The organism is Streptomyces sp. NPDC058579, assembly GCF_042718575.1.
Taxonomy (GTDB): Bacteria; Actinomycetota; Actinomycetes; order Streptomycetales; family Streptomycetaceae; genus Streptomyces.
Map to the genome: position 1 here is coordinate 317,119 of NZ_JBHXPI010000003.1, position 12,444 is coordinate 329,562.

At 72.5% G+C, this 12,444-nt stretch carries 10 protein-coding genes; 4 read left to right on the forward strand and 6 right to left on the reverse strand.

Features of this window, described 5'->3' with window-relative positions; all coding sequences use genetic code 11:
• Positions 1–75 precede the first annotated feature (75 nt).
• Both ACFWRO_RS06685 and ACFWRO_RS06690 read left to right on the forward strand, forming a co-directional pair.
• Entirely contained in the window at positions 76–1,371 is a 1,296-nt protein-coding gene (locus ACFWRO_RS06685) for a choice-of-anchor A family protein (protein WP_384505207.1), read from the forward strand.
• 123 nt (positions 1,372–1,494) lie between these two features.
• The gene (locus ACFWRO_RS06690; RefSeq protein WP_384505210.1) at positions 1,495–2,187 is read left to right on the forward strand and encodes a TerB family tellurite resistance protein; all 693 of its coding nucleotides are present in this window, start codon (positions 1,495–1,497) and stop codon (positions 2,185–2,187) included.
• A 7-nt stretch (positions 2,188–2,194) separates the two neighbouring features.
• Here ACFWRO_RS06690 and ACFWRO_RS06695 read toward each other — a convergent pair whose 3' ends face one another.
• The 5 genes from ACFWRO_RS06695 to ACFWRO_RS06715 all read right to left on the reverse strand — a co-directional run bounded on the left by ACFWRO_RS06695 (position 2,195) and on the right by ACFWRO_RS06715 (position 8,926).
• A complete protein-coding gene (locus tag ACFWRO_RS06695; protein ID WP_384505212.1) occupies positions 2,195–3,583 on the reverse strand; it encodes an FAD-binding oxidoreductase in 1,389 nt (462 codons plus the stop codon).
• Between the two features lie 85 nt (positions 3,584–3,668).
• Complete coding sequence (locus ACFWRO_RS06700; protein WP_384505215.1) at positions 3,669–5,447, reverse strand: response regulator transcription factor; 1,779 nt, start codon at positions 5,445–5,447, stop codon at positions 3,669–3,671.
• A 120-nt stretch (positions 5,448–5,567) separates the two neighbouring features.
• Entirely contained in the window at positions 5,568–6,941 is a 1,374-nt protein-coding gene (locus ACFWRO_RS06705; protein ID WP_384505218.1) for an FAD-dependent oxidoreductase, read from the reverse strand.
• Between the two features lie 156 nt (positions 6,942–7,097).
• Positions 7,098–7,760, reverse strand: a complete 663-nt coding sequence (locus ACFWRO_RS06710) for a response regulator (RefSeq protein WP_384505221.1) — start codon at positions 7,758–7,760, stop codon at positions 7,098–7,100.
• Positions 7,757–8,926, reverse strand: coding sequence for a sensor histidine kinase (locus ACFWRO_RS06715; RefSeq protein ID WP_384505224.1), 1,170 nt, complete (start codon positions 8,924–8,926; stop codon positions 7,757–7,759). Before ACFWRO_RS06715 ends, ACFWRO_RS06710 begins: the two co-directional genes overlap by 4 nt.
• Positions 8,927–9,058: 132 nt before the next feature.
• Here ACFWRO_RS06715 and ACFWRO_RS06720 point away from each other — a divergent pair, with 132 nt between their 5' ends.
• Together ACFWRO_RS06720 and ACFWRO_RS06725 are read left to right on the forward strand one after the other, a co-directional pair.
• Complete coding sequence (locus ACFWRO_RS06720; protein WP_384505228.1) at positions 9,059–9,970, forward strand: ABC transporter ATP-binding protein; 912 nt, start codon at positions 9,059–9,061, stop codon at positions 9,968–9,970.
• Entirely contained in the window at positions 9,967–10,830 is an 864-nt protein-coding gene (locus ACFWRO_RS06725; RefSeq protein ID WP_384505230.1) for an ABC transporter permease, read from the forward strand. Before ACFWRO_RS06720 ends, ACFWRO_RS06725 begins: the two co-directional genes overlap by 4 nt.
• Positions 10,831–11,077: 247 nt before the next feature.
• On the opposite strand, the gene ACFWRO_RS06730 is transcribed toward ACFWRO_RS06725, so the two are convergent.
• Complete coding sequence (locus tag ACFWRO_RS06730; protein ID WP_384505232.1) at positions 11,078–12,280, reverse strand: hypothetical protein; 1,203 nt, start codon at positions 12,278–12,280, stop codon at positions 11,078–11,080.
• Positions 12,281–12,444 lie beyond the last annotated feature (164 nt).

A 12,444-nucleotide genomic window follows, 5' to 3' on the forward strand; every position in this document is an offset into this window, starting at 1 on the left:
CATCAGGGAGTGCCGGAAGGTCGGCTCGTCCACTCGGACGACCCCCTTCCGCACTCCCTGACCTGGAGTTCCTCCATGCGTACGCCCGCCGCCGTGGCCGCCGTCCTCGCGGTCACCGGCACCGCCCTGCTCTGGGCCCCGGCCGCCTCCGCCACCCCGACGGCCACGCTGTCGTGCGCCCCTCTCGGCGCGGCCGGTGGTTACGCCGAGTTCGTCGAGAAGGACTCCACCCGCTTCTCCGACTCCGAGGGCGCGGTCGCGGTCGGTGGGGACGCGTACTTCGGTGACGGCGCCACCGGCCAGGGCTTCTCGGTCGGCTCCCGGCTCACCGACGCCGACCTCGCGAAGCTCCCCGGCGGCCGCAGCCTCGTCGTGGGCGGCACGCTCCACGCCAACCAGGTCGTCGTGTCCAAGGGCAGCGCCGTCTACGGAAAGCTGGACGACCGCTCCACCGCCGACTTCGCCGTCGACGGACGCCACGCGAGCGGCGCATCCCCGACCTCCCCGATCGACTTCGGCAAGGAGTTCGCCGCCCTGCGGAGCCTCTCCGCTGGCTGGGCGGCCGTCCAGCCCAACGGCACCGTCACCGTGCCCCAGGGCTCCCACGGGCTGCTCCTGACCGGCACCGACAAGGAGCTCAACGTCTTCGCCGTCGCCGCCGAGGACCTCCAGAAGGCCGCCGAGATCTCGGTCAAGGTCCCGGCCGGCGCCACGACCCTCGTCAACGTGATCGGCACCTCGTACGACATGGGCACCACCCCCACGTACGGCGTGAACCTCTGGGACGAGACCGCGGGCCGCTTCGTCCAGGACGACTACGCGGCGGGCAGCTCGGCCTTCAAGCAGGTCCGCTCCGAGCTGCTGTGGAACTTCCCGCAGGCCGAGAGCGTGAAGAAGAACTACACCTCCTGGCCGGGCACGATCCTCGCGCCGAACGCCAAGGTGGAGCTGGGCGGCAAGGGCGTCGGCCCCGGCCACGTCAACGGCTCGGTCGTCGCCGAGGAGCTGCTCTCCGTGCCCGGCGCCGAGACGCACCAGATGACCTTCACCGGCTGCCTGCCCAAGAACGCGGGGCCGGGCGACCCCGTCACGCCCGAGGAGCCGAAGCCGACGCCGACCGTCGTCCCGGAGCAGCCCGAGCCGGAGGAGCCGAGCGTCAAGGAGGGGGAGCCGTCCGCGTCCCCCTCGACGCCCGCCGAGAGCAGCGCTCCGGCGACCCCCGCGCCCTCCCCGACCACCCCTGAGGGTGATCTCGCCAGTACCGGATCCGCGTTCGGGCCGGGTGTCGTGGGGGTGGCGGTCGGGACCGTGGCCCTGGGCGGCGTATTCGTGGCGTACTCGGTGCGCAGGCGGCGCGGGCGGGTCTCCTGACGGTGGCGCGTCTCGGCCAAGTCGGTGGCGATCTGCTGACGGGGTGCTGACGCCGCATCAAGGATGTGGCTAACATCACTCCCCACGTCGGCAAAGTCGCCGGTTCGTCAAGGGAGGTGCGGCGTGCTGTCTGCCCGAGAGTCACGTAGCCGAAAAGTAACCCTCTGCGGCATTCGTACCTCCTGGAACACCGTCGGTGACGGCGAGTTCTTCTGCGAGGAGTGCGGCGGGGACCGCAACTACCGTCGCCGGACCGGACGTCGGCGGTTCGCCGTCCTCGGCGTGCCGCTGCTGCCCCGGGGCCACGCGGGGCCGGTCATCGAGTGCGCGGGCTGTCACACGCACTTCGGCACCGATGCCCTCGACCACCCCACGACGAGCCGCTTCGCCGCGATGCTGCGGGACGCCGTGCACACCGTCGCCCTCGCCGTTCTGGCGGCGGGCGGCACCTCGTCCCGTACGGCCGTGGACACCGCCGTCGCGGCCGTCCGCGCCGCCGGGTACGACGAGTGCACCGGCGTCCAGCTCACGGACCTGGTCGAGGCGCTCGAAGCCGACACCGGCCGGTTCCTGCCGGACGCGGACTGCGGGGGCGCGGCCCTCGCCATCGAGCTGCACGAGGCCCTGGAGCCGCTCGCCCCGCACCTGGCCGCCTCCGGGCGCGAGTCGATCCTGCTCCAGGGCGCGCGGATCGCGCTCGCGGACGGGGCGTACAGCCCCTCGGAGCGGGACGTCCTGAACACCGTCGGCAACGCGCTCGCGCTCTGCGCGGACGACACGGCACGGCTGCTCGCGACGGCGCGGACGCTGCTCTGAGCTCCGCTCACGGCGCGATGTTGTGGTTGAGGCGGAAGAGGTTGCCGGGGTCGTAGCGGCGCTTGACCGTCCGCAACCGGTCGTAGTTCTGCCGGTAGTTGGCCCGTACGCGGTCCTGGTCGTCGGTGTCCATGAAGTTGACGTAGCCGGCCTCCTCGGCGTGCGGCCGCAGGGCCTCGTCGTAGGCGCGGGTCCAGGCGATGTTCGCCTCGTTGTCGGCGGGGTCGGTGTGGGTCGTGCCGAACGCGGCGGAGAAGTTGGCGTCGCGGTAGGCGAAGGCGCTCTCCTCGGGGCCGACGCGGTGGCAGGCGCCGTCGATCGGGAAGATCGCGGTGTCGCTCTCCATCGAGGGCAGGGTCTCGCCGTAGCGGATGTGGACGTCGATGGCGCCGTCGCTGAGCTCGCGGCTGAAGTTCCCCTTCCAGTAGTGGTACAGCCCGGGCGGCAGGTCCTCGTCGAAGAGCGTGTTGACCATCGGGTACGGCATCCGCTCCACGAACCGGCCGACGACGGGGCCCAGGTCGTCCAGGAGCGCGAGCACCTTCTCGTCCTCCGCGGGCGGGCCGCTGAAGCAGGTCACGAGGCCGCAGAGCGGGCGGCCGTGCCAGCGTTCCGGCAGGAACGGCATGTCCGGGCCGAGCACCATGACGAAGATCGTGTTCAGCTCCTCGGGTGAGTCGGCGACCAGATCGCGCCACCGGCGGGCCACCTCCGCGTCGAGCGGGTAGAACGCGACACCGCCCAGGACGTCGTCGACGGGGTGCAGCCGGTAGACGAACGAGGTGACGACGCCGAAGTTGCCTCCGCCGCCGCGCAGCGCCCAGAAGAGGTCGGGGTGCCGTTCGGCGTCGCAGGTGACGAGGGTGCCGTCGGCGGTCACGACGTCGGCCTGGACGAGGTTGTCGCAGCTGAGGCCGTAGCGCCGGGCGAGGTTGCCCATGCCGCCGCCGAGGGTGAGCCCGGCGATGCCGGTGGTGGAGACGACCCCGCCCGTGGTGGCCAGGCCGAAGGCGTGCGTGGCGTGGTTGAAGTCGCCCCAGGTGCAGCCGCCCTCGGCCCGGGCGGTACGGGCCACGGGGTCGACGCGGACCGAGCGCATCCGGGTCAGGTCGACGACGAGCCCGTCGTCGACGGTTCCGTACCCGGCGACCGCGTGCGCGCCGCCCCGGACCGCGAGCGGCAGCCCGTGGTCCCGGGCGAAGAGCACGCCGGCGATCACGTCGCCCGCGTCGACGGCCCGGACGACGACGGCCGGCCGCCGGTCGTGCATGGCGTTGTAGACCGCGCGGGCCTCGTCGTAGTCGGGGTCGCCGGGGACGACGACCTCGCCTCGGACGGCGCCGCGCAGGGTTTCCAGCGAGTTCGTGGTGAGGGTGAGGGGGTCGGTGGTGTCCATGCACCCGTTCTAGGCCGGGGGACCGGGGCCGGGCATCGCCCGAACCACCCACATCAAGGGGCGGGCGGGGCATGGGCGAAACGGCCTATAGGGGCGCCGGGACCAGGTGGTGGGTGTGGGCGTACGTCGAGGCGGCGGTGCGGGTCGTCACGTCGAGCTTGGCGAAGATGTTGTTCAGGTGGCGGGCGACCGTGTGTTCGCTGATGACCAGGGCCTGGGCGATCTCCCGGTTCGTGCCACCCTCCGCGACCAGCCGCAGCACCTCCGCCTCGCGGGCGGTCAGGCCGCCGGGCAGCGCGTGGCGGCGCCGCTCCGTCAGCAGGGCCGCCGCGCGGCGGGCGTCGGGGAGCGCGCCGAGCCGCTCGAAGGCCGCCCGGGCCGCCACGAGCTCCAGGCGGGCGGCCTCCTCGTCCCCGGCCGCGCGGTTGGCGGCGGCCAGGAGCATCCGTACCTGCGCGGCCTCGTACGGCACCCGCAGCTCCAGCCAGCCCGCGAGCGCGCGGCGCAGCGGAACGAGGGCCGGTTCGTGCCGGGCGAGCGCGAGGGCGCCGCGCGCGGTGTCGGCCATGGCGGTCAGGAGCGGTACGCCCCCGGTCCCGGCGAGCCCCTCCAGCTCCACGACCGCCGCGTCGGCCCCGGCCACGTCCCCGACGGCCAGCGTGACCTCCGTCTGGGCGGCGAGCAGCCGGGCCCGGCCCAGGAGCCCGTGGCGCGGGTCGCAGGCGAGGGCGAGCCGCAGACCGGTCACGGCCGCGTCCGCCTTGCCCTGCGCGAGCCGCAGCAGCGCGAGGCCGGGCTGCGGGACCCTGCCCAGCTCGTGGGCGTGCGCGTACGCGCGGGCGGCGGCGTCCAGGCGGCCCTGGCGGCGCCGGATCTCGCCGGCCGCGTAGTACGCCTCGGCGGCGACGTCCAGGCTGTCCACCATCACCTCGCCGCACACCCGCCCGGCCTCGTCCTCGGCGAGCGTCCACGCCCCGAGGAGGTCGAGCACCTCGACGTGGTGGATCCGGCACAGGCCCCGGAAGGGGTTGTCCGTGAAGGACCCGGGCGCGTGCTCCACGCCCGCCACACCCGCCACACCCGCCGCACTTGTCGCCTCGGGCGGCCGCACGTGCTGGGACCACGGCGCCTCGCACCAGGTCATCGCCGCGTCCGTCCACTCCACCGCGCGGGCGAGGTCCGCCGCCTCCATGCACTGGCTGAGAGCCAGGCAGAAGAGTATGCCCGTGTACATGCCGCTCAGCTCGCCCGCCAGGACCGAGACCATCGCGTCGTCGAGCAGGGCCATGCCCTCCGCACGCCGGCCCTCCGCCAGGAGTACCGCCGCCTCGGTCTGGCTGCTCAGGGCCACCAGGCCCGGGTCGCCCGACGCGACGGCGATGTGGGTCATGCGGCGTGCGGCGGCCAGGGCCGCGGCCGGGTCGCCGTGCTCGATGGCCTCATCCACGTCCGTCCAGGCGAGGAAGCACTGTTCGGGGCAGTCCGGTACGTGCTCCAGGTGGTGCCGCGACCGGTGCAGCCAGCCCGCCGCGGCCGCGGGGCGGCCCAGGCAGCGGTACTCGAAGTGCAGCCACCACGCCACGGCCCCCGCGCCCCGGTGGTCGCCCGCCGCTCCGTACGCCGCGTGGGCCCGCAGCCGCGCGGCCACCGACTCGTCCACGTGTCCGGTCCACCACGCGGCGTCCGCGAGCAGGTCGAGGTCGCCGGGGGAGAGGGCGCCGGAGGGGTGCCGGTCGGCCTCGGTGAGCAGGACGTACGCCTCGGCCCAGGCGTCCCGGGCCGCCGCGTCCCGCGCCCGCGCGACGACGGTCGCGTGGTCGGTGGCCTGTCGTTCGGTTGCCTGGACGACGGGGACGGCAGCCATCGCCGCTCACTTCCCTTCCCGGATGCTTCCAGGGTAGGGCGGCTCGACGGAACGGGCCCGACGCGGCGAGACGCGTCGGGCCCGTTCGTAACTAGTACGTACTACGTCTGCGGGGCGGGGTCAGCCCAGCTCGACACCGCTCGCGCGGAGCATGTCCTCGCGCTCGACGATCTTCACGCGCTCGCGGCCCTGCGGCTCGCCCAGCGCCTTCTCGGCGGCGTCGAGGGCGTACCAGCCCTCCCACGTCGTGTACGTGATGCCCTTGCCCTCCAGGAAGGCGACGACCGCGTCCGTCTCCGGGTTGGCGGGCGTGAGGAGCCGGTCGTGGGCGAAGTCGTCCAGCAGGTTCGCGACCGTCTCGTTGGCGTCGCCCTTGGTGTGGCCGATGAGGCCGACGGGGCCGCGCCGGATCCAGCCGGTCACGTACGTCGACGCCAGGTGCTCGCCGCCCTCCTCGATGACCCGGCCGCCCTCGTCGGGGACGGTGCCGCTGGCGACGTCCCAGGGGAGCTTGGGCAGCTCGTCGGAGAGGTAGCCGACCGCGCGGTAGACGGCCTGCACGTCCCAGTCCGTGGTCTGGCCGGTGCCCTTCACGTTGCCGGTGCCGTCCAGCTCGGTGCGCTCGGTGCGCAGGCCGACGACCTGGCCGTCCGCGCCGAGGATCTCGGCCGGCGACTCGAAGAAGTGCAGGAAGAGCTTGTGCGGGCGGTCGCCGATGTCGCGGATCGCCCAGTTCTCCAGGGTCTTGGCGACCATGTCGGTCTGCTTGTTCTTACGGCGCTCGGCGATCGAACCGTCGTCGTAGTCGATGTCCTCGGGGTTGACGATGACCTCGATGTTCGGCGAGTGGTCCAGCTCGCGCAGCTCCATGGGGCTGAACTTCGCCTGCGCCGGGCCACGGCGGCCGAAGACGTGGATCTCGACGGCCTTGTTGGCCTTGAGGCCCTCGTGGACGTTCGGCGGGATCTCGGTCGGCAGCAGCTCCTCCGCCGTCTTGGCGAGGATGCGCGCGATGTCGAGCGCCACGTTGCCGACGCCGAGCACGGCGACCTTCTCGGCCGAGAGCTCCCAGGTGCGCGGGACGTCCGGGTGGCCGTCGTACCAGGACGCGAAGTCGGCGGCGCCGAAGACACCGTCCAGCTCCACGCCGGGGATCTTCAGCTCGCGGTCGGCCATGGCGCCGGTCGAGAAGACCACGGCGTCGTAGAACGAGCGCAGGTCGTCCAGGTGCAGATCGGTGCCGTAGTCGACGTTGCCGAAGAGGCGGACCTGCGGCTTGTCGAGCACCTGGTGCAGGGCCGTGATGATGCCCTTGATGCGCGGGTGGTCCGGCGCGACGCCGTACCGGATCAGACCGAAGGGAGCCGGCATCCGCTCGAAGATGTCGATCGACACGCCCGGCTCGTTGGCGGCCTCGGACTTCAGCAGCGCGTCAGCGGCGTAGATACCGGCGGGGCCGGCGCCGACGATCGCTACCCGGAGGGGGCGGGGCATGTCAGGGTTCCCTTCGCAAAACGACGTGGCGATGGGTGTCGCCACTTAGGTCACCCTAAATAACGCCTGAAGCGCGCCGGTACCCGCCCCCTGTCTATGACCCCATAAGCCGGTCTTATGGCTGCCCAAAGGGGCCTGGTCATCCGCCGGTGAACCTCACCGTGGGGGCGCGACCAGGCCGATCTCGTAGGCGAGGATGACGAGGTGGACCCGGTCGCGTGCGTCGAGTTTGGTGAAGAGGCGTGCGAGGTGGGCCTTGGCGGTGGCCACGCTGATGGTGAGCTCTTCGGCGATCTCGGTGTTGGACAGGCCGCGGCCGACGAGGGTCAGGACCTCGCGTTCCCGGTCGGTGATGCCGTCGACCACCGCCCGGCCGGTAGTGGCGACGGGTTCGGGCCGTGCCGCGAACTCCTCGATGAGGCGGCGGGTGACGCTCGGAGCTATGAGGGCGTCTCCGGCAGCGACGACCCTGATCCCGTCGAGGATGGTCTTCAGCGGCATGTCCTTGACGAGGAAGCCGCTCGCTCCGGCGCGAAGCGCGCCATAGACGTACTCGTCGTCGTCGAAAGTGGTGAGGACGAGGACGCGGGTCTTCGACTCCGGATCCGTGTTGATCCGGCGGGTGGCCTCGATGCCGTCCATGCCGGGCATGCGGATGTCCATGATGGCGACGTCCGGCCGTAGCCGTTGGACCAGTTCCACCGCCTCGGCACCGGTCCCGGCCTCCCCTGCCACCTCCAGGTCGGGGGTGTCGGCGATGAGGACGCGCAGGCCGGAACGGATCAGGGGCTGGTCGTCGACCAGAACGACACGGATCATCGGTCTGCCTCCACAGGCACCGGAAGCCGAGCTGCCACGCGGAAGCCGCCTTCCGGACGCGGCCCGGCGCTGAACTCGCCGTGCAGCAGACTGACCCGTTCGCGCATTCCGGCGATGCCGTATCCGGACTCTGCGACGGTGCCGCCCGAGCCGAGGTCGACGATATCGACGGCCAGTTCGTCGGGGCGGTAGTCGACCGTGACGCTGCAGTCCCGGGTGCCGGAATGCCGCACGACGTTGGTGACCGACTCCTGGACGATGCGGAAGGCTGCCAGGTCGACGTCGGAGGGCAGGTCGCGACGCTCCCCACGCCACCGGACGTCGACCCGGACCCCGGCGGCCGCGGTCTTCCCGACCAGCTGCCCGAGGGCGGCCAGACCAGGGAGCGGATCCAGCGGCGCGGACTCCGGGTCACTCCGGCGCAGCGCGCCGAGCATCCGCCGCAGGCCGGCGAGGGTCTCTCTGCTGGTGGCCTCGATGGCGTCCAGCGCTTTGCGGGTCTCGGCGGGCTGGGTGTCCATGACCAGGCTGCCCACACCGGCCTGGATGGCGATGATGCCGATGTTGTGGGCGACCATGTCGTGCAGTTCCCGGGCGATCCGCAGCCGCTCGGCCGTGACCGCCTGTTGCGTGGCCTGGGCGCGAACCGTGTCCGCGTGCGTCCGGTTCTGATGGACCGTGTTGCCGATCAGCCAGGCGATGACGACGGTCGACGCGAGGGCGGCCGGCACCGAGAGGTTGAAGAAGTACCCGCTTCCCAGCCGCCAGACCGTGTACGCGGCCAGCACGCCGACCGGGAGCACGGCCGCGAGGACCGAGACCCGCCGTGAGCGGGTCGCCGCGGTGTAGCCCACGGCAGCATCGGCCAGCAGGAAGAGCACGACCGGCGTCGCCCGCACCTCCATCCCGAGCGAGAACACGGCGCCCGCGAGCGCGATGGCCACGGCCGCCAGCGGAGCCCGGAAGAGCAACAGCGCGCCCAGGGTCGTGACGACGGCGGTGACCAGCAGCGGTGCGTCCTCGATGTTGCCGTTGTACCGGAGCAGACGCTGCAGTTCGTCCGGCCGCTGGAACGTGCGTACCAGGATGAGGGCCGACCAGAAGGCCGCCACCCACACACCCGGTGGCACGCGTTTGAGCAGGGGTGGACGGGGAGTGGCGATCATCAGTCGATCCTATCGACGCGCTCCCGCCGGGGCATTGACCCACGGGCGTAATCCCCCGGGCTACCAGCAGGGCTCACAGGTGTGAACCACCAGCCGATGCCGGCTCCTTGCCCTCCCCGGCAGCTTGGACCCATGATCGAATCCACCCGGCTGACCAAGCGGTACGGCGACACCGTCGCCGTCGACAACCTGACCTTCACTGTGGAGCCGGGCAAGGTCACCGGCTTCCTCGGCCCGAACGGCGCAGGCAAATCCACCACACTGCGGATGATCCTGGGCCTGAACACCCCCACCAGCGGGTCCGTCACCGTGGACGGGGTCCCCTTCTCGCACCGCCCGCGCGGACTGCGTCACGTCGGCGCGCTGTTGGACGCCCAGGACGTCCACGGCGGACGCACCGCACAGGCACACCTGTCCGCCCTGGCCCGCGGCAACCGCATCCCGGCGGCCCGCGTGGACGAGGTCCTCCAGGAGGTCGGGCTGGCCAAGGCGGCGCGGCGCAGGATCGGCGGGTTCTCCCTCGGGATGAAACAGCGTCTCGGCATCGCGGGCGCCCTGCTCGGCGATCCCCCGGTGCTCCTGTTCGACGAGCCCCTGAACGGTCTGGACCCCGAGGGCGTGCTGTGGGTGCGTGGCCTCTTCCGCCGTCTGGCGTCCGAGGGCCGCACCGTGTTCGTCTCCAGTCACATGATGGCCGAGATGGAGCACACCGCCGACCGGCTCATCGTCATCGGCCAGGGCCGGCTGATCGCCGACGAAAGCCTGGAGCACTTCTCAGCCCGCAACGCCTCCCAGGGCGTGACCGTGCACACGCCCGACCTGGCGGCCCTGGAAGCCCTGCTGATCGCCGAGGGTGCGTCGGTGCGCCGCGAGAGCGACCAGGCGGGCCGGGTCACCGGTCTGACCTCGGCCCGGATCGGCGACCTCGCCCACCGGCACCGCATCGTGCTGCACGAACTCGCCACCCACACCTCGTCCCTGGAGTCGGCGTTCATGTCCCTCACCGCCGACAGCGTCGAATACCTCGCAGGAGAAGCCCGATGAGCACCATGACGTTCTCCGGCACCCGGCCGTCCGAGAGCCCCGCCGAACCGGTGGCCAGGTTCACCGACCTGCTCGCTGCCGAGTGGATCAAGATGCGGTCCCTCCGGTCGACCTACTGGGTGCTGGCCCTCAGCGCCGTCGTCGCCATCGCGATCAACGTGAACGCCGTCCACTCCGACCTGACGTACATCGACCAGCCGCATCCCCCACTACCCGGCCTCCCGCCCTACAAGTACGACCCGCTGTTCCACGGCCTGAGCAGCATCGCCGCCGACGTCATGGCACTGGCGGCGGCCAGCTTCGGCGCCATCACGGTCTTCGGCGAGTACGCGACCGGAATGATCCGCACCACGCTCGCCGCCGTCCCCGACCGGCGCGCGGTGATCACGGCCAAGGTGGTCCTCGTCGCGGCGATCACGCTCGTCCTCGGTGTGATCGTCTCCGTGACGTCGTTCTTCACCACCAACGCGATGCTCGGCTCCCGCCACGTCGGGCTCTCCATCCACGACCCCGGCTGTCTGCGGGCCGTCACGGCATACGCGCTGGTCATCCCGGTCTGCGCGCTCATCGGCATGGCGTTCGGCGCCGTCCTGAGACACGCCACGGCCTCGATCGTCGCCGTCGTGGGAGCGCTCTTCATCCTGCCCATGCTCTTCGGTGGCGAGAGGTACCGGCTGTTGAAGGAGATCGGCAACCACCTGCCGCTGGCCGCGCAGGCCCGGCTGTCGCTGAACCCCGACGGCCACACCAGCCTGGGCGAATATCCGGCCACGATCACAGGCTCCTGGACCGCGCTCGCGGCATGGGCGCTCGTCTCGGTGGCCGTCGCCGTGATGGTCGTGCGGCGCCGGGATGTCTGAGGCCGGCTCAGCGGGCGGCCTCCGCCACGTCTTTGCCGAGGCCGCGGCTTAGGCAAGACGGTCCGGCCCCCGGTGTTAGATCCGCGAGAGCAGCAGCGCAGACCTTCAAGGTCATTCCACTGCCCCTCTTGGGCTCACCTTGGCCGGCCCCCTCAAAGGGAAGCTGCAACCCGGCCGCCGCGGTGCGCACCGTCGCCCCGGCCCACGGGTGGGGCGGGGCGACGGTACGGCCGCTGCTGCCGGGCGTCTACCAGAAGATCACGGCGTATCCGTCGGCGCCGGGAGTGCCGACGAGACCGGGACCGCCGGGCTGGGAGGGCTCGGGGGGAATGGTGACGGGCCCTCGCGCGCCGCCGGCTCCTCCGTTGCCGCCCGTTCCCGTCCCCGCCGGCAGGGAGATGATTCCGGCGGCGACCCCGCCGCCGGTCCCGGGGGTGGTGCTCACGGTGGTCGTGCCGGCCGTGCCCGACCTGATCACGCCGCCCGTAGAGCACGAGCCACTGCCGCCGGCGCCTCCGGCTCCCGGCGCGCCGGGAGCGCTCGCTCCGCCCCCGCCTCCTCCGCCGCCACCGGTGCCGCCCGCGGCGGAGAGCAGTGATGTGCTGTCGGGCGCGGTCACGGTCGTCGCGGCGCCGGTACTCCCCGTGTCGCCGACCGTGCCGACGCCTCCGTCGGTGCCTCCTCCGCCGCCGGCTCCGGGTCCGGCGCCGTCACCGGTGTCCACCGCGTAGTTCTGCCCGGGGGTGACGGGGATCGCGCACCAGACGAGGCCTCCGCCGCCGCCTCCGCCGCCCGCACCGCCGAAGCCGGCGCTCGGGAAGCTCGCGCCTCCGCCGCCACCCCCGCCTCCGCCTCCGCCGCCCCACGCCTGGACGAAGACCGACGTGACCCCCGTGGGAGGCGTGAACGTCCCGTCCTCGGTGAACTCCTGCACGCCGTGCGCCGCAGCCCCCGCACCGGGGGTTCCCGTCGGGCCCGCCGGTCCGGTGCCACCCGGCGGTCCGGTGGGCCCGGCCGGTCCCGTGGAGCCGTTCGTGCCGTTCGTGCCGTTCGTACCGGTCGGCCCTGTCGGGCCCGTAGGCCCGGTGGCGCCCGTCGGTCCGGTGGCGCCCGCCGGTCCGGTGGCACCTGCCGGTCCGGTGGCACCTGCCGGGCCCGTGGGCCCGGTGGCGCCGGTGGCGCCGGTCGGGCACCTGTCGTCGGGCTCCGGGTGGAGGAAGTCGAGCCCCGGGTACCGCGGGTGGCCGTGGTGAGGTCGGCAGTCATGCCCACCCAAACGGGCTCCCGGGCCGTCGCCGGCCGGGCCGCCGAAGCCCTGTGCCGCGCCTGCCATGGAACCCGACATCCCCACAAGCAGCAGAGCCAGCGACGCCATGGCGCCGCCGGTCACCCATCTCCTCCGACCCGGCAGCGGACCGAGCGGCGACCGCGTCGTGCGCGCAGAACTCATACGTTCTCCTCGTGAAGCGATATCAAGACGCCCCCGGAAGCCGGTCAGGCTTCCGGGGGCATTCTCGATTCGCACACGCGGACCGCTCGGGCGCCGCGCTGAGCATGTCAGCGTATTGGCGTATAGGCATACGAATGTGCCTATAGGGGCGCCGGTGGAGAGAG

Excerpts from the sequence above, each read along its gene's own strand:
- ACFWRO_RS06685 (WP_384505207.1), top strand. The coding sequence starts at position 76 with ATGCGTACGCCCGCCGCCGTGGCCGCCGTCCTCGCGGTCACCGGCACC.
- ACFWRO_RS06705 (WP_384505218.1), bottom strand. The coding sequence starts at position 6,941 with ATGCCCCGCCCCCTCCGGGTAGCGATCGTCGGCGCCGGCCCCGCCGGT.
- ACFWRO_RS06720 (WP_384505228.1), top strand. The coding sequence starts at position 9,059 with ATGATCGAATCCACCCGGCTGACCAAGCGGTACGGCGACACCGTCGCC.
- ACFWRO_RS06730 (WP_384505232.1), bottom strand. The coding sequence starts at position 12,280 with ATGAGTTCTGCGCGCACGACGCGGTCGCCGCTCGGTCCGCTGCCGGGT.
- ACFWRO_RS06715 (WP_384505224.1), bottom strand. The coding sequence starts at position 8,926 with ATGATCGCCACTCCCCGTCCACCCCTGCTCAAACGCGTGCCACCGGGT.
- ACFWRO_RS06695 (WP_384505212.1), bottom strand. The coding sequence starts at position 3,583 with ATGGACACCACCGACCCCCTCACCCTCACCACGAACTCGCTGGAAACC.
- ACFWRO_RS06710 (WP_384505221.1), bottom strand. The coding sequence starts at position 7,760 with ATGATCCGTGTCGTTCTGGTCGACGACCAGCCCCTGATCCGTTCCGGC.
- ACFWRO_RS06725 (WP_384505230.1), top strand. The coding sequence starts at position 9,967 with ATGAGCACCATGACGTTCTCCGGCACCCGGCCGTCCGAGAGCCCCGCC.
- ACFWRO_RS06700 (WP_384505215.1), bottom strand. The coding sequence starts at position 5,447 with ATGGCTGCCGTCCCCGTCGTCCAGGCAACCGAACGACAGGCCACCGAC.